This is a genomic window from Lactobacillus xylocopicola (assembly GCF_033096005.1).
GTDB lineage: Bacteria > Bacillota > Bacilli > Lactobacillales > Lactobacillaceae > Lactobacillus > Lactobacillus xylocopicola.
The window spans coordinates 559,351-576,273 of the sequence record NZ_AP026803.1 but is presented as its reverse complement, the minus strand read 5'-3'; the positions used below and the strand labels follow the sequence as shown (position 1 = coordinate 576,273).

The 16,923-nt window shown below is 43.4% G+C and carries 18 protein-coding genes; 3 read left to right on the top strand and 15 right to left on the bottom strand.

The features are described 5' to 3' along the window. Positions 1-28: 28 nt before the first annotated feature. The 8 genes from R8389_RS02955 to murB all read right to left on the bottom strand — a co-directional run bounded on the left by R8389_RS02955 (position 29) and on the right by murB (position 8,285). Positions 29-748 (bottom strand): hypothetical protein, encoded by a 720-nt coding sequence (locus tag R8389_RS02955; protein WP_317637994.1) that lies wholly within the window; start codon positions 746-748, stop codon positions 29-31. Positions 749-782: 34 nt separating this feature from the next. After that, positions 783-1,217 carry a CopY/TcrY family copper transport repressor gene (locus tag R8389_RS02950; RefSeq protein WP_425604654.1) on the bottom strand — a complete coding sequence of 145 codons (435 nt, stop codon included), beginning with the start codon at positions 1,215-1,217 and terminating at the stop codon, positions 783-785. 23 nt (positions 1,218-1,240) lie between these two features. Further along, positions 1,241-2,056 carry a Cof-type HAD-IIB family hydrolase gene (locus R8389_RS02945; RefSeq protein ID WP_317637991.1) on the bottom strand — a complete coding sequence of 272 codons (816 nt, stop codon included), beginning with the start codon at positions 2,054-2,056 and terminating at the stop codon, positions 1,241-1,243. A 94-nt stretch (positions 2,057-2,150) separates the two neighbouring features. Beyond that, the gene (glmS, locus tag R8389_RS02940; RefSeq protein WP_317637989.1) at positions 2,151-3,962 is read right to left on the bottom strand and encodes a glutamine--fructose-6-phosphate transaminase (isomerizing); all 1,812 of its coding nucleotides are present in this window, start codon (positions 3,960-3,962) and stop codon (positions 2,151-2,153) included. A gap of 193 nt (positions 3,963-4,155) precedes the next feature. Beyond that, a complete protein-coding gene (glmM, locus tag R8389_RS02935; protein ID WP_317637988.1) occupies positions 4,156-5,508 on the bottom strand; it encodes a phosphoglucosamine mutase in 1,353 nt (450 codons plus the stop codon). Between the two features lie 19 nt (positions 5,509-5,527). Beyond that, positions 5,528-6,508: a CdaR family protein gene (locus R8389_RS02930; protein ID WP_317637987.1), complete on the bottom strand. Its 981-nt coding sequence runs from the start codon at positions 6,506-6,508 to the stop codon at positions 5,528-5,530. Beyond that, positions 6,505-7,350: a diadenylate cyclase CdaA gene (cdaA, locus tag R8389_RS02925; RefSeq protein ID WP_317638236.1), complete on the bottom strand. Its 846-nt coding sequence runs from the start codon at positions 7,348-7,350 to the stop codon at positions 6,505-6,507. The genes R8389_RS02930 and cdaA overlap by 4 nt, the downstream gene beginning before the upstream one ends. 35 nt (positions 7,351-7,385) lie before the next feature. Next, complete coding sequence (gene murB, locus R8389_RS02920; RefSeq protein ID WP_317637986.1) at positions 7,386-8,285, bottom strand: UDP-N-acetylmuramate dehydrogenase; 900 nt, start codon at positions 8,283-8,285, stop codon at positions 7,386-7,388. Between the two features lie 98 nt (positions 8,286-8,383). Between murB and R8389_RS02915 the strand changes: the two genes are divergently transcribed. After that, positions 8,384-8,917: a 3'-5' exonuclease gene (locus tag R8389_RS02915; protein ID WP_317637984.1), complete on the top strand. Its 534-nt coding sequence runs from the start codon at positions 8,384-8,386 to the stop codon at positions 8,915-8,917. Positions 8,918-8,947: 30 nt separating this feature from the next. On the opposite strand, the gene tsaE is transcribed toward R8389_RS02915, so the two are convergent. Genes tsaE through R8389_RS02900 form a run of 3 tightly spaced genes read right to left on the bottom strand, consistent with a single transcriptional unit; the run spans position 8,948 to position 11,106 of the window. Further along, a complete protein-coding gene (gene tsaE / locus R8389_RS02910) occupies positions 8,948-9,421 on the bottom strand; it encodes a tRNA (adenosine(37)-N6)-threonylcarbamoyltransferase complex ATPase subunit type 1 TsaE (RefSeq protein WP_317637983.1) in 474 nt (157 codons plus the stop codon). Positions 9,422-9,424: 3 nt separating this feature from the next. Further along, positions 9,425-10,399, bottom strand: coding sequence for a phosphate acetyltransferase (gene pta / locus R8389_RS02905; RefSeq protein WP_317637982.1), 975 nt, complete (start codon positions 10,397-10,399; stop codon positions 9,425-9,427). An 11-nt stretch (positions 10,400-10,410) separates the two neighbouring features. Next, the gene (locus R8389_RS02900; RefSeq protein ID WP_317637981.1) at positions 10,411-11,106 is read right to left on the bottom strand and encodes a uracil-DNA glycosylase; all 696 of its coding nucleotides are present in this window, start codon (positions 11,104-11,106) and stop codon (positions 10,411-10,413) included. Between the two features lie 82 nt (positions 11,107-11,188). Between R8389_RS02900 and R8389_RS02895 the strand changes: the two genes are divergently transcribed. Further along, complete coding sequence (locus R8389_RS02895) at positions 11,189-12,064, top strand: Cof-type HAD-IIB family hydrolase (protein ID WP_317637980.1); 876 nt, start codon at positions 11,189-11,191, stop codon at positions 12,062-12,064. 10 nt (positions 12,065-12,074) lie between these two features. Next, positions 12,075-12,596: an LURP-one-related/scramblase family protein gene (locus R8389_RS02890; protein WP_317638234.1), complete on the top strand. Its 522-nt coding sequence runs from the start codon at positions 12,075-12,077 to the stop codon at positions 12,594-12,596. A gap of 22 nt (positions 12,597-12,618) precedes the next feature. Here R8389_RS02890 and R8389_RS02885 read toward each other — a convergent pair whose 3' ends face one another. The 4 genes from R8389_RS02885 to R8389_RS02870 form a co-directional block, all read right to left on the bottom strand. Then, the gene (locus R8389_RS02885; RefSeq protein ID WP_317637979.1) at positions 12,619-13,188 is read right to left on the bottom strand and encodes a GDSL-type esterase/lipase family protein; all 570 of its coding nucleotides are present in this window, start codon (positions 13,186-13,188) and stop codon (positions 12,619-12,621) included. A gap of 102 nt (positions 13,189-13,290) precedes the next feature. Then, positions 13,291-13,875 (bottom strand): hypothetical protein, encoded by a 585-nt coding sequence (locus tag R8389_RS02880; RefSeq protein ID WP_317637978.1) that lies wholly within the window; start codon positions 13,873-13,875, stop codon positions 13,291-13,293. A gap of 126 nt (positions 13,876-14,001) precedes the next feature. Continuing rightward, on the bottom strand, positions 14,002-14,628 hold the full coding sequence (locus tag R8389_RS02875) for a hypothetical protein (protein WP_317637977.1): 627 nt from the start codon (positions 14,626-14,628) through the stop codon (positions 14,002-14,004). Positions 14,629-14,789: 161 nt separating this feature from the next. Then, positions 14,790-16,829, bottom strand: a complete 2,040-nt coding sequence (locus R8389_RS02870) for an SLAP domain-containing protein (protein WP_317637976.1) — start codon at positions 16,827-16,829, stop codon at positions 14,790-14,792. Positions 16,830-16,923: the final 94 nt, after the last annotated feature.

The following is a 16,923-nucleotide window of genomic DNA, read 5'->3' as shown; positions in this document are numbered from 1 at the left end:
CTTACCAGTTACTTGGTAAGCTTTTTACTTATTCTTTTACTACTTCTTTTTTATTTAACCGCGTGTATATGATCCAGCCGACAGAAGTCAGAACACCTAACGCCAACCCCAGCCAAAGTGATGAAGAAGTTGCCAGCGTAATACTTTTATCTAACTCAGTCTGCAAACCGCGGACAAAGCTATTGGCAAAATATTGTAACATCCCAAAGGAAGCAACTGCTGCCAAAAGCAGCGCGCCGGCTGCCCAACTCTTGCCAAACAAGCCCAATACCGCAGCTAAGATAAGAACAATAAGGATACCCAGGCAAAAGTAGTGGAATAGGCTAATGCCCTGCTTGAGCTGGTCTGAATTTTGGTCAAGTGACTCATTAATCTTTGCCGTCATCCCGGAGTTGACTGCTTTTTGAATCTCATTTTTTTCTGGTAAGTTTAAATTTTCAGCAGTTATTTCCCCATTCTCCTGGTAGCTGGCACTGAGCTTGTACAAGCTGATATATGAGAGATCGTAGTGGTATTTCTGTGGCAATTGGTCAATTACCTTATCGATTAAACCAAAACTTTGAGCTAACTGGAGAGAATCCTTTACGCTTGTATTCCCCTTTTCATCAACGGCCTTCTTCAAGGCTGTTTTAGCCATTCCGTGAACATTCGGTTCATTGATTGTTACGGGACTGCGTAACAACATGAACCCTGACACACAAACCAGGGCAACAAAAATTATCCGCACCAAAATATTACTAGATTTCATCAACCATTTTTCTCCTTATGCCAATTTACCATTACTAACAATCATGCTGGTCTGAAATCAGGCAGTTACAGCTGACCTGATCAGGTGCATGCTTTTCTTTACTAGTCAACTCTGCTTGAATAGTTGCAATGTCACCTTTAGACAGCGGCATGCCCTGCAAAATTTCAATCATTACCTGGCCCTTATGCATATCACACATGTGCTGCATCATCTCAGTTGTAACCCGAGTCATCATCTGAACCTGGTTAACCGTAGCTGAATAGACAAAGCGCCGGCCATCCTTACGCGTACCGAGCAAGCCCTTCTTTACTAACCGTCCCATTAAAGTCTTAATCGTTGATTCAGACCAGTTTTTCTTTGCTTGAAGCTGCTGGATTACATCTCCAGCGTGGATTTCCCCTAACGTCCATACTATTCGCATAACTTCCCATTCGGCCTCGGAAATATTTTGTTCTTTAGTTTTTACCATTATCATCAACTCAATTCAGTTTATTATAGAACAAACTTTTTCAGCGCTTTAGCTATTCCTTCACTGTCATTATCAGCTGTTACGTAATCCGCTTCCTGTTTAATTTCTTCGATTGCGTTGCCCATGGCAATTTTTTGGAAATTAGGGTTGGCAAACATCGAAATATCATTGCCCTGATCGCCAAAAACCATTACCTGCTGCTGATCAAGCTTGAGCCGGTCAGCCAGTTGAATTAGTGCATTACCCTTGGAGGCGTCCTTGAGGTTAACTTCAATCACACTTGAAAAGCTACGCACAATATCATACTTGGCAAAGGCCCATTCTGGAATATTCTGCCAGAGCTTGTCCACTTCTTGTTCTTCTTTGATCACGCTAAACCCTACTTTGTTAAAAGTAAAGTCTTGAGTAATCTCTTCTGGCTTCCTCACCTTAACCAGTTCATTGTTGACCGCAGCATTAATGGCCAGATTCGCTCCCAGATCACGATCACAGGTCCAAAAACATTCTGGTGTTTCAAAATGTAAGTTAACTTTGGCAAGCCTTTGCAAACGCCGCAAATTGGAAAAATCATGGTAATTCATTTCCTGGTTCATGAGCACATTACCAGCTAAGTCCTGGATAACCGCGCCGTTAAAAACAATATTATATTGCTTTTGGCCCGCAAGCCCAAGTTGCCGATTAAAAGTCATTGCACCAGATAACGGTCGCCCCGTGGCCAGTACCACTAGAATCCCCTGACTGCTAGCCTGTCTTAAGGCTTTTTCCGTTTCTGGTGAAATCTGATTATTACTGTTGAGCAGGGTGCCATCAAGGTCAACTGCGATTAATTTAATTGCCAAACTATTTTCCCCCAATTTTTACATTATCTTCTTTATTATACAAAAAGTCGTAATAACTTACGACTTTTTCATAAAATATTCTATTTTGATCTTTTTATTCAACAGTCACGCTCTTAGCCAAGTTACGCGGTTTATCAACATCTAAGCCCTTATCCTTGGATGCAAAATAGGCTAACAGCTGACTAACAACCACACTGACTAGCGGCCGTAAGTAATAGTCAAGCTGTGGAAGTACAAGATCATCATTAGGCTTAGCCAGCTCCTTGCTGGCAATCGTAATCACACTTGCTCCTCTGGCAACCACTTCTTGGATATTACCGCGCATCAGATCACTAGTTACAGGATCATTGATTAAAGCAATGACTGGCGTGCCCTGCTCAATTAAAGAGATCGTTCCATGCTTGAGCTCAGCCGCGGCAAAACCCTCGGTCTGGATGTATGAAACCTCTTTCAGTTTCAGAGCTGCCTCTAGAGCAAGCGGATAGTCAATGCCACGGCCAATGTAAAAGGCATTACGTGATGGAATTAGATATTTTTGGGCCAATTGCTCAAGTCGCTTTTGATCAGAAATCACTTCTTCAATACCCTCAGCCGCCAGGGCCAAGTTTGTTCGCAAGCTAAAGTCCCGCGCTTTTTGCTTGCCAAGTTGTTCTCCCAATGCCTTAGCTAAAATAGCTTCAAGGGCAACCTGAGCCGTATACGCCTTGGTTGACGCAACCGCTATTTCAGGGCCAGCTTCAAGTGACATGGTATAATCAGCTTCGCGAGCTAGCGTTGAATTCGGCACATTAGTTAAGGTTAAGCAGGGAATCTTGCGTTTCAAAGCCTCCTGCAAAACTACTCGGGAATCAGCTGTTTCACCCGATTGTGACAAGAAGATGAAGAAGGGGTGTTTAGACATCATCGGGAAGTGATATCCGGCCTCAGAGGCCAGGCCAACCTCCGTAGGAAGATCCGTCAGATGTTCTAATAATGCCTGCCCCACCAGGCCGGCGTGGTAACTAGTACCGGCTGCAAAGATGTAGAGTCGGTCCGCCTGCGCCAAAGCCGTTAGAATCGCTTTGTCAATTTGGGGCTCCCCTTTATCATCTAGATAGAACTGGTCCAAATGCCGTAAGACGCTTGGCTGTTCACTGATTTCTTTAAGCATATAAAACTCATAAGTACCCTTAGAAGCAGCATTAGGATCAATCGTTAAAACGTGTTCGCGGTGTTCAACTCTACTACCAGTGATAGTTTCAAGGCGATAATCATTTGGGGTAATATCGCCCACCTCTTGGTCTTGAAGGTCAATGAAAGTCTGGGTTTGATCCAAAACCGACAATGCATCAGAAGCAATCACATTAAAGCCAGCTCCCAGTCCCAACATTAGTGGTGACTTGTTTTTGGCAATATAGATATGATCAGGTTGAGTATTATCAACAAGCAGCAGAGCGTACGACCCCCTAATCAGCTGCAGGGCCTTTTTCAGTGCCATCAAGGCATCGGTCTTTTCTTCCCTGGCTATTTTACTAATTAATTGTACAATTACTTCAGTATCGGTAGCGGACTCAAAGTCGACTCCTGACAAGTATTCGTTTTTGATTTCCTGGTAATTCTCAATCACACCATTGTGCACTAGGTAAAAACGCCTAGTCTCATCAAACTGAGGATGCGCGTTATCCACAGTTGGCTTGCCGTGAGTTGCCCAGCGGGTATGGCCAATACCGACTGTGCCCTGCTCAGTTGGCTTCATCTTATCTTTAAGGTTTTGAATGCGGCCCACCGCTTTAGTTAAGTATTCATTACCCTGTAAGTCATTCAGATAGATACCGGCTGAATCATAACCGCGGTATTCCAATTTAGACAGTCCATTTAGGACCGCTTCTCTAGCAGCTTTTCCGACAATTCCAACAATTCCACACATGTTTTTCTCCTTTGGTATAGTCATAAATACAAATTGGTTTAAAAAATTATTTTAGTTACAACAGCAATAATATGATATTTAATAAAATTGGTCAAGCTATAATATTTGAATTGGTATATACTAAGTGGGAGAGCCATTGCGCTTAAACAAAAGAAGCAGGAAAATTTCCTGCTTCTTTTGTTTTGGTTGTCTGTTAAACGCCCATTTCTCTTTCAACGACGTCCGTAATACGCTTAACATAGGCATCTGTTTCTGCTTGAGTCGGGCCCTCAGCCATTACCCGGAGAAGTTCTTGGGTACCAGATGGTCGGACCAAGACACGACCATCACCGGCCATCTCATCTTCTACTGCTTCGATTACATCAAGAATTGCCTGATGCTCTTGCCAATTCTTTTTGTCAGTAACCGGTACATTAACCAAGCACTGGGGATAATCTTTGAAATCTTGTAACAACTCTGTTAAGGATTTTCCCGTCTTCTTCATTACTAGCATTAAGTGCAGACCGGTGAGCATCCCGTCTCCGGTGTTATGGTAATCACTCATAATCACATGACCAGATTGTTCACCACCGAGGTTATATCCGTTTGCGCGCATTTCTTCCGAAACGTAGCGGTCACCAACCTGCGTGCGGATATTTTTAATTCCACGTCGCTCAAGCGCTTTAGTAAAGCCCAGGTTACTCATGACCGTAGTCACAATTGTATCCTTCTTTAACCGACCACTGTCTTCAAGATAGGTGCCAAGAATGTACATAATGTGGTCCCCGTCTATTTCCTTACCATGCTCATCCACGGCAATGCAGCGGTCCGCATCGCCGTCAAAGGCAAGTCCCAACTGAGCGCCCTGTTTAACTACTTCTTCCTGTAACTTTTGCGTATGAGTTGCACCAACATGATCATTAATATTTAATCCATTAGGGTGGGTGGCAATCGTAGTGAAGTCAACTCCGCAGTCAGCAAATAAGCGCGAGATGAGGCTACTGGCCGCACCATTTGCTCCATCAATCACAACCTTAATACCGTCCAAGTCTTCTGGAATAGTATTTTCGATAAATTGTAAATACTTCGCACTACCCTCATGAAAGTCAGTCACTGAGCCCAAACCTTTCGCAGATGGCCGGGGTAAAGTGTCCACTTCAGCATCAAACAATGCTTCGATTTCTTCCTCCATTTCATCGGAAAGCTTCAAGCCATCACTACCAAAAAACTTGATACCATTATCCTCAGCGGGATTATGTGAAGCTGAAATTTGGACACCAGCATCAGCGCCCTGTGCACGCACAAGGTAAGACAGACCCGGGGTGGTGATTACACCTGCTTCTAAAACCTCAATTCCCACCGACAACAAGCCAGAGATGAGAGCGTATTCTAACATCTGGCCAGAAATTCGCGTATCGCGTGATACCAAAACCTTAGCCTGCTCATCTTTAGCTTTATTCTTGGTTAAGACATAGCCACCATCACGCCCTAATTTAAAGGCCATTTCAGGTGACAAGTCACGATTAGCTACTCCGCGCACACCATCAGTGCCAAAATATTTCAACATAAAAACTACCTCTCATTTTTTATTTACCGTGTGTTTTTTTCGAATCGTTGATATTCTCAACTTTAACTTCCACAACCAGATGACTTGGGTTCGCTTTGACAATACCATGGGGCAAGGCCAGAGTTACAGTCTTGACAGTTGAAGAAGCAACGTTGCTTAAGTCAACTGGAACCTTTAAGTGCTTTATCTTGGCCAGGGTTTCTTCACTTCCATATATCGTTACTTGACTACTTTTGGCAGTCAGCGAGTATACCTTATCCGTCTGTTCATGCTTGGGCTCAATTTTCACTTTGACCGTCTTCTTGACAACTGAGATTGGAATAGTCACCTTAGCGGTGGCTGGTTCAATCACAACGTTAAGTTGCCGACCATTACGATCTTCCGCAATCAAATTAACCTGGCGTTCATAAGGATGATCGATTCCATTAGGCAAAACGACCTTGGCAACAATTTGGTCAATTTGGTCAACCTCGCTACGTGCACCGGTCACTTCGACTTGTTGCGGATAAACACTGGTATGCCCCAATTTATACCCTTCAGCAATGGCATTCTTATTATACTCCATTTGAATAGGCATAGTGGTCGACTTCCGCCGCTGAATATTGACATGGACTGTTTTTGGGCTAATTGAGTATGATAGTTGGCTACTGATTCCCGTCATTTTTACCCTAACGGAATGTTCGCCAATACTTTTAGCAGTCAAATCGATATAAGCACGGAAGTTTTGCGTATTAACGGTTGAAGTAACTAGTGCCGTCGACCCCTCTAGAGTAACACTTACCTTTTCAGGGTAGCCAATGACATAATACTTGTCGGTATCAACTGAAACTTGCAAAGGAACTGAAATTGTTTGGCTTTTGTTAGCCGTTTGTTTAGTACGCTCACTCTGCCCCTGGATCAGAAAACCCTGTTGTGAATAATTGACATAAATCACCAGCAAAACCGCAATTAGAAGCGACATCAAGCTGATGACCCAGGACTTTCTCCAAAAATTCTTCATCGATCAGCACCCCACTTCCAGATTTTACGGACAATTTTTTGGTACCATTTTTCATTTTTATGTTGTTTTGGCACCAATTGCGCCGTTAAGTATTTCAAATATTCTTCACGGGTCATATCGAGCAACAACCGGCCATTACGAGTAATGGTCACACCACCTGTTTCTTCAGAAACAACAATTGTAATTGCGTCTGTCACCTCAGAAATCCCAACTGCAGCCCGGTGCCTAGTTCCCAAGCGCTTAGGAATCATGCTGCTATCTGACAAAGGCAGATAAGCCGCTGCCACAGCAATCTTGTGGTCCTTATCGATAATGACGGCACCGTCGTGTAGTGGAGTATTGGGAATAAAAATATTAATCAACAATTCGCCAGTAACATGGGCATTCAACTTGATGCCCGTTTCAATATAGTCATCAAGACCCGTCTCCTGTTGAATTGTAATCAGCGCACCAATTCTGCGCTTGGACATGTACTGAATCGACTTGTCAAGTTCATCAATGAATTTGAGTGATTCATCACGCTGACTGTCTTCGCGCTCACCAAAGATTGGTAAGCGGCCAAGGTGTTCAAGACCACGCCTGATTTCTGGTTGGAAAATAATGATAATGCCGACCACAGACCAGGAAACAATCTGATCAATCAACCACGTTGTTGTGTGCAGTTGCAAAATACCGGCAATAATCCTGACGGCAAAAATCAGGACAATTCCTTTAGCAAGTTGAACCGCCTTGGTCCCTCTGATCAACACCACTAAGTGATAGACCAAGAACCAGATAATCAATACATCGAGGATAAGTGACAGACTGCGCCACGATAAAATATTTGCGATGTTAAAATGCATGGGTATTCCTTCCATTATTGCTAAATTCCCCCTCCTCAATCAGCTGGTTTGCCAATAATCCTAACTTCAGTATGCAGCTTTATGCCAAAACGTTCATCTACCTTTTGCTGAATCAAATGAATCAAATCAAGATAATCCGTCGCAGTTGCTGCGCCCTTATTAACTATGAATCCGGCATGCTTGGTCGAATCCTGAGCACCCCCAATTTGCTTTCCTTGCAAGCCGGCCTTAATAATTAAGGGACCCACATAATAACCAGTTGGCCGCTTAAAGACGCTGCCGCAAGAGGGGTATTCCAGGGGCTGCTTATACTGCCGCAATGCATTCAAATAGTTCATCTCAGCCAAGATCTTATTTCTTTTACCATGCTGCAATGCAAAGGTAGCCTCGATTACAATATCACCATTTTCCTGCACCACAGAATGACGGTATGAAAACTTCATTTCTTCGTTCGTGTAACACTTAAACTCACCAGTACGAGTCAAAACTCTAACGCTCTGGACCACATCACACACTTCGCCACCGTAGGCACCGGCATTCATAAAAACAGCACCGCCAACGCTACCTGGAATACCAGCTGCAAATTCCAGACCAGTCAGCTTGCACTGGGCAGCGGTAAAGGCCGTATCAATAATACGAGCCCCGGCTTGTGCAGTTACTTGATCTTGGTCAATTCTAATCTGCTTCATGGCCGTTAAGATAAGCACTAATCCAGCGATGCCACCATCTTGAATAATTAAGTTGGATGCATTACCAATTATCGTCAGGGGAAGTCGCTCGTTGCGGGCAGCGGCAACCAACTGTTCTAATTCAGCTAAAGTCTTGGGAAAAGCCAAATATTCTGCTGGCCCCCCCGTTTCTGTAAACGAGTAGCGACTGAGCGGAACTTGTTTTTCTATTTTTATTCCTTTTTTTGCAAGCTCGAATAACTCCAAAGTTTTTATCCCCTTTAATATGTCTTTTTCTATTTTACCGCAATCAGCGATCGGCTTCATCCTATGTTATACTAAAATTAAGTTTTAAAGGAGAAAAAATGAATTTTATTGCAATGGACTTTGAAACCGCCAACCGGCATCCAGAAAGCGCGTGTTCGCTGGCTCTGGTCATGGTGCGGAACAACCAAATTGTCGACCGCTTTTATACTGTCATCAATCCACAAATGCCCTTTGATGCACGCAATATTCAAATTCATGATATTACTGCGGCTGACGTGGCAGACGCGCCAACGATGGCCGAAGTTTGGCCACAAATCAAAAATCTATTTCAACCGGGCATGCTAGTTTGTGCGCATAATGCCCGTTTTGACACCAATGTCATGAGACAAAGCCTGACCCGCTATGATATCCAGGAACCACATTACTTTGTTATCGATACCCTGCAAACAAGCAAGGTTTTCGAACCGGACCTGGTCAACCACAAGCTCGATACAGTCGCTAAGGCGCTCAGTGTTGAATTATGGCACCATCACAACGCTTTGAGCGATAGCGAGGCCTGTGCGGGAATTCTGCTGGCGCAAAATAAACGATTCGGTGATGAGGCACTGAAAAATTTGGTTTATCAAATTTAAAAAACCAGGACGGTAGACTGTCCTGGTTTTTTATTCAACTTTTTGCAAAATAGTTTCGACCCAGCCCTCGTTTCTTAACCCACGAGGGCGAAATTCAACGACACGTTTGGTAGAATCCCAGCTATCATCAATCCGGCTAATAACCAGTTGCAAGTATTCATCCGGCAGCTCTGCCTTGATTACTTCTGGCCACTCAATAATGACCAAACCCGGTTCTGCCAAATAAGCGCTCAGGTCAATCGAAGACAAGTCATCTGCCTCAAGGCGGTAAAAATCCATGTGAAAAACTGGCAAACTGGCTTCGCGGTATTCACGCACAATGGTAAATGTTGGGCTTTTGACTGGCCGTTTAACTCCTAATGCACCAGCAATTCCCTGGGTCAGCGTGGTTTTACCGGCGCCCAAGTCACCGGTTAATAACAAGATATCGTGCGGTTGAGCTGTCCCTGCAATAATTGCGCCCACTTTTTTCATTTCTACCGGCGAATTAATCCTCAGCTTCATCTTTTATCTCCCTACTAGCGCTTGGGCTGCAGTCAAGATGGCGATATCATAAATATCCTCACTGCTGGCTCCCCGAGACAAATCGTTGATTGGTTGGGCAATGCCTTGTAGAATCGGGCCAATTGCCGTAAAGTTTCCTAGGCGCTGCGTGATTTTATATGCAATATTGCCCGACTGTAATTCAGGAAAGATAAAAACATTAGCCCGCCCCTTGAGAGGAGATTGGGAGGACTTGGCAGCTGCAACTTCTGGCACAAAGGCAGCATCAAACTGCAACTCCCCATCAGCAATAATTTCAGGATGGTTTTGCTTAAATAATTCACTTGCTTTTACGACTTTATCGACCATCTCACCCTTGGCCGAGCCCTTGGTTGAAAAGCTCAAAAAAGCCACCCGCGGTTCAAGATCAATCATTCTTGCTGTCTGAACAGACTGGTAGGCAATTTCCGCCAGCGTCTGACTATCTGGATCAAGGTTAATTGCGCAATCAGCAAAAACATATTGCTCTTCGCCCCGTTCCATAATGAAGCCCCCTGAAATCCGCTTCATTCCTTGCGCTGCGTGAATTAGCTGCAGTGCTGGTCGTACAGTTGCCGCTGTTGAACGCGTGGCCCCAGAAACCATCCCGTCAGCATCACCCATTTGGACCATCATTGTGCCAAAGTAGTTATCGTCCCGCAAGGCAGTTCTTACTTCTTCTTCAGAAATACGCTTTCCCCGCGCTTGACCAAAAGCCGCGACCATCCGGTCATCAGCGTCAGGTTGCACTATTATTATCTTGTCTAAGTTGAGGCCTGCTTGCCGGGCTATTTCCTTAACCCGTTTTGGCTGGCCCAGCAAAACCGGCTCCAGCAAGTTTTCTGCTACTAGTCTCTGCACAGCTCGCAAGACCCTGATATCTTCACTTTCCGGAAAAACAATCCGCAATTTTTGCGGAGCATCGTTTAATTTAGACTTTAATACTTCAAAAATACTCATTATTATTCCACCTATGCTAAATCTGCTTGTGTAATTTGTTCAGGTAATTGCCAGTCGATAGGGGTTGCCCCAAAATCCTTCAAAGCTGCATTACACCGTGAGAACGGTCTCGATCCAAAAAATCCCCGGTCAGCTGAAAACGGACTAGGATGGGCTGACTTAATTACCACGTTTTTGTCCTGATCAATTAGGGTAATCTTATTTTGAGCGTATCTCCCCCACAGAATAAAAACTATCCGTCCCCGGTCACTTAAAGCCTTAATTGCAGCATCAGTTACTTCTTCCCAACCCTGGCCTTGGTGGCCATTAGCTTGACCGTATGGCACGGTCAAAACCGCATTGAGCATTAGTACACCCTGATCAGCCCACTTTTTGAGGTAACCGTGCTGAACCGGAAGACAACCCACGTCATCGTACAATTCTTGGTAGATATTCTTTAGTGACGGCGGTAAACTCACGCCCGGCATTACGGAGAAGCTCATGCCAGTCGCTTGTCCAGGATTGTGGTAAGGGTCTTGACCCAAAATAACCACTTTACTTTGAGCAAATGGCGTTAATTTAAAGGCAGTAAAAATATGATACATGTCGGGGAAAATTTGCTTGGTGGCGTATTCTTTTTTTAAAAATTCACGTAAGTGCTGATACTTTTCACTTTCAAAGACTGGAGCCAAAACTTCATCCCAGTCATTACCAATAAACTTTTTCATTTTTTAAACCGCCTCACTTTCACTAGTTTTATGGTATCATGAAATTAATTAACGGGGAAGCTGGAAAGGAGCTGGGATATTTTTGATTAAGTTAGTAGCTTGCGACTTGGATGGAACCTTGTTCAATCGTGATCTGGCCATATCGGCCGAAAATGTAGCCGCAATCCGAGCAGCCCAAACAAATGGTATTGAGTTTCTGGTGGCCACAGGACGAGCCCCTAGTCAATCACGTCGAACAATTGCAGCTTACGGCCTCCAAACTGGCTTTATCAACCTTAATGGCGCACTGGTTTTTGACCGGCTAGGTAACTTGCAGGTTAAACACACCCTCCCCGCTCCCAAGGTCCGGGCGGTGGCAGCAATCCTGGCCCGGCACCACATTTACTTCGAGTTAGTGACTACAGAGCAGATCTATTCGACGGATGTCAGTCAACGCATCGTCAATCTGGCACACTCACTGGTTGCATTAAACCAGCAGGTCTCTTTTAAAAAAGCCGTGGCAACTTCAGCAGGAAGTGACGCAATGCGCAGCATGGTCGAAGTAAGTGACTTCGGTGACCTCTTAGCCAATCCCCAAGTTGAAATAATGAAAATAATTGCCTTTGACCGTCGTGGACCAGCAGCCTTTAGCGCAGCCAAAGCAGAAATTATGCAACTTGGCGGGGTAGTAGTCACTTCCAGCGCCGCCGCTAACATTGAAATTAACGATGCCCAGGCTCAAAAAGGGCGGGCCCTCCTTGATTATGCCCACCAAAAGGGACTTAAACGTGCAGAAATCGCAGCTATTGGCGACAACCTAAATGATGCCAGCATGATCGAAGCGGCGGGAACCGGTGTGGCAATGGGCAACGCCGTTCCGGTGATCAAGGAACTAGCTCAAGTAATTACTAAGTCAAATAATGATCATGGCGTAGCTGCTGTTTTAAGGGAATTTATTAGCAATAATCGAAAAGAATAGGGGTACTATGATGCGCTATTTTTTAGAGTTAACTCAAAAGCGGGAATACGGGCAGATTCCGGTAGCTAACGACAAGGGCAAGATTCGCTACATTATCCAGGGCAACCTGGACAATCCTAACCATACCCTTTATTTAAAAACCAATACGGGTAAAGAAATTGGCCGCCTCTACACTGACGGCAACGGACTAATTGCCTCCTTTACAATTGATGTGGTCAATCACTCGCTGGTCAAAGTCAAGCGCTTGAACAACCGAGCAGCCAATCTCTTCTACCTTACCAGGCTCAACTACCTAGTTACCGGTAGTATCAGAAATGGTAGCTACAAGTTCATTACCGGTCTGAAGAAAGTAGCAACTGTCAAAACCGAAATGAAAAAAAGCGGGGTCGTCTTAACTTGTGACATTGCCCGGCCCGAAGACGTACCCTTTATCTTACTTTGTGCAACTCTCTTTACCCAGTGGCACACTACCCCGCTGCGCCTGCCTACCTTCCCGCCCATCGGTGGAAACTACAAGGTAAAATTTAATTAGGCGGTTGTTTTCAAATTTAAGGTTACCTGGTCAGTTGCTCTACCAATAAGTTAGCCAGTAGGTCATATCCCGCCGCTCCGAAATGAAGCCCATCATCCAACTCGCCTCGGCACAGGTTAGACAAATCGCCCGCATTAATCATCGCCTGGTACAAGTTGACAAACTTGACCTGATAGACGTGTGCAACCTCATTGATAATGCCCGCATAGCGCTCTACTAACTTATTATTGCGTTTTTTCTGCTTACGTTCATCAACTGCTGGTGGCGAAATAAGCACCACATTGGGCGGATAGTACTGGCAGATGACACTTGCAACTAGTAATTCAATATTTTGCTTAAAGCGTTCCGGCGGGACTTGCTTATGTAAGGCCAAGTCGTTGGTTCCAAGTAAAATTGCCAGTTTATCACCACGAGGTTTTTTCAAAATTAAATCTGCCAACATTGCCAAAAATGCTCCTGAATTAATACCCGAAATTGCTGTATTAACTACTTCAACTTGGGGTATTTTTTTCTTGATATCATTATTAATATGAGGTTCTTGCAGCCCCTCTTTGCGGGCGATTATGCTATCACCCGTTAAAAGTAATTTCATTATTAGTTACCTGCACTTCAACTTGAAATTTGCCTTAATCAAAAAGCTGTAACGTCATTTCTGTTTCGTTACAGCTTTTTCTCTTACCTAATAAAGAAATATTTACTGGTAAGTCACATTTTTAAACTGGTGCTGGCCATATTTTTGGGCGAGTGCTTGAGAAGAGAAATATTGGTGAGTAACCAAGCCGTTACTTGCATTGGCTCTAAAAAGCACGGTTTGTTTTTTACCATTCAATACTTCCGTTTTAACGGTGAAAGCAAAATTCTGGGCCTTTTTATTAACCATACCAATAACAATCCACTTACTACCGTGCATCGTTTTTTCTGTTATTCGCGCATTCTTATTAAAGATGTCGCTATTGGCATCCTGCCAGCTAGTGGACATCTGCCAAGGATACTTGTTTGTCCCCTTAACCTTACCAACTTTGTAACCGTTAATATGGTTGCCAATAATTGAAGCCCCAAAAGAAGTCTTACGAATAGTAATAGGGCTGCCGCTCAGAAAGCTAGTATTGTACCAAGTGCCTCGATAAGACTTGGGAAAAGTGTACAATTTGATAAAACCATACTTGTTCCCCTTGGCAGCCGCCTGGACTTGCTGACCATCATTAACTGCTACACCGCTTACGGTCGTTAGAGTAATAGTGGCTGCCGCCAGTAACGTAATGATTTTTTGCCGTTTCATTATTTATTCTCCATTCAAATTTGCTGAGTTTAATTATCTTATTAATTGCCTGATAACACAAGTATTACTAAACAATAATTTTCAATTCAAAACAAAATAAGGCATTTAGCCTCATTTGTGATGGTTTTAAAAAATTGAACTATACTTCATATTATCAAATTTTTCTCTGCCATACTTTTGCGCCAGTGCTTCGGTCCTGAAGAATTGGTTGACTACCTTACCCGTTCCTGGAGCTGACTCAAAGAGCACCGCTTGCTTCTTACCATCCAACACTTCATTCTTCACAGTATAGGCATAACCACGCGTACGCAACTTTTGATCAACGGGACTGACTACAATCCAGTTATTCCCACGCTTCTTTTCTTTACTGCCACGTAAGTATTGGTCTATATCAGTAATATTATGCTCTACCCATGACCGGGACATCTGCCAAATGTATTTCTTAGTACCCTTCATCTTGCCTAGCTTGACAACGTTGATATACTGGTTATTCCAGGGCGCGTCAAAGCCGCTCCGGTGAAAGTTAAGGGGATAAATAGTTGTATTGCTACTACTGTACCACTTACCCTGGTATGACTTCGGAAAAACAAAAGCCTTGTCTAAACCATACTTTTTCTTTTTAGTAGTGGTCGTAGCCTTCTTGCAGTCAGCAGCTTGGACTTGACTTGCTTGACTTGCTTGGCTAACCTCCACACCAACTGCACTCAGTGTAATTACAGTCGCTAACAGTGGTATCAATTTTTTTCTTTTCATTGTTACTCTCCTTAGTGAATCTTTCATATATTATCAGTTAAAATGGGCAAAATAGCAAGCTTTTTTCGCATAAGTCTGCACCTCAAGAAAAAAACCGGAAACGACTAACTCGTTTCCGGTTTTCTATATTTAGTAGCTTACTTTAACTGCCAAAAAGTTAATTAACGAATGTTAGCAACCTTAACGTATTGCTTAGCAGGACCACCAATCCGGTAGTAGAGCTTACCATTCTTGAATTTGTAAGGTGAACCGTAAGTAATGACAGTCTTACCTTTACGCAGAACACGCTTGTCAGCACGTTTCTTACCCGTATCGTAGACATAAGCATTATGCTTCAAGACACGTGAAGTACCGTCGATGTTGTCAGCCATTACGTATTGACCTTCAGCAATCTTGTAGGCCAGACGACCATCTTCAAGCTTAACTGGTTTACTATCTACATCAACCTTAGTGAAGGCACGTAAAGTTTCAGTGCCCACACGCTTGTGCTGTAGATCGTAGATGTATGCGTTATGCATAACAGTCTTAGATACCTTGTCCTCAGCTGGCTTGGAAGAACCATCAGTAGCACCAGTTACTGGAGTAGTAGTGGAAGCCCCACCACCACTAACAGGTCCTGGGTTGACAGGTGCTGGAATAACAACTGCCGGATTAACCGTAACTTTGAAAGTTCCGGTCTTACCGCTATCAGCAATTAAGTTCAAAATGACATCGAACGGGTTTGCTGGTTGGGTAAAGTTACCGTTAGCATCTACACCACTGAGAGCTGCACGAATATCAGCTTGAAGATCCTTAAAATCAGCTTTCTCAGTTGGAGTGCCATTAGTTGATACTGCATATTTAGCAGTAATCTTAGCTGCGATTTCAGCAATATTGGTGTCTGCGGCAGTCAGGTCAACAGAGCCTGACTTAACGACTTCACCACCCGCCTTATTTTCTTTAACAACTGGTTCACCAGTCAGAGTAGTATCAAAAAGCTTGAATGCATCGCTAACTACACCGATTCCGGTAATCTTACCTGCACTATCAGCTTCAAGGTAATATGTACCATCACCGATAGTAATTTCATATATTTTACCAGGAGTTAAACCAGTAATATCAAGAGTTGTGGCTGCATAATAGTCAGTACCTTTAGCAAGATTTGTAACTTCTGTTCCTGATCCTACTAAACCTTTACCACTTGGTTCTACATCAACGTCAGTGTAAACCTTAATACCTGACTTCTCAACTTTAGCACCTATCGGCAAAGTTGAAGACGTCACTGATGTTTGCAATTTAGTAGCAGGTGCATTGTCATCTAAGTCAGCAAGGTTGTCGATGTTTAACTTAAGTGAAGCCGTACCTTCAACAATAAAGGCTGGAGTAACTATTGTATCAAATGTGGCAGTATTACCATTATCTGCTAACAAATTCAACGTAACCTTAAATGGTTTCATTGGTTGGGCAAAACTACCATTTGGCTTAACATTAATACCAGCATCAGTAAGGGAGGCACGAATGTCATCTTGAATATTCTTAAAGTCTGCTGATGCGTTACCATTAGTTTCTACAGCGTATTTATCAGTAATCAATTTGGCAATAGCATCAACATTGGTGTCCGTAGCAGCAAGTTTGATTTCGCCTGAAGTGACTGTTGAACCTCCTTCCTTCTTTTCCTTAACAATTGGTGTACCACTATTGCTTTTATCAAAAAGTTTAAATGCATCACTGATTACGCCGATTCCGGTAATCTTACCTGTGTTGTCAGCTTCAAGATTATACACACCATCACCGGCTGTGATTTCATATGTCTTACCAGGAGTTAAACCAGTAATATCAACAGTTGTAGCAGCATAATACTCAAAGCCCGCAGCAAAATTCTGAACTTCAGAACCAGCGCCCACTATACCTTTGCCATTTGGTTCTGCATCAATATTAGTGTAAACCTTTGCGTCTTTTGCTTCTATTTTGGCACCTGCTGGCACATTTGGTGTAGCTAGTGCCACTTGCAACTTAGAAGCAACATTACCGGAAACTAAATCAGCAACGTTTTTGACGTTTAACTTAAGTGTAGCAGCGTCGGCAGTGCTAGTAACTGTTCCAGCATCAATAGTGACTATTGAATCAGCTAATACAGTTGATACTGTCGTCGCAAAAATCGGACTAACCGCTAACAAAGCGGCAGCAGCACTTATAATTCTTGTTTTTTTCTTATTTTGCATCTTTTCCTCCTAAAAATTGCTAGATGCTAACTCCAGCAAAATCTGATTGTCGAACAATTAAATTTTACTATATTTTTTTTTTTTTGCAATTTAT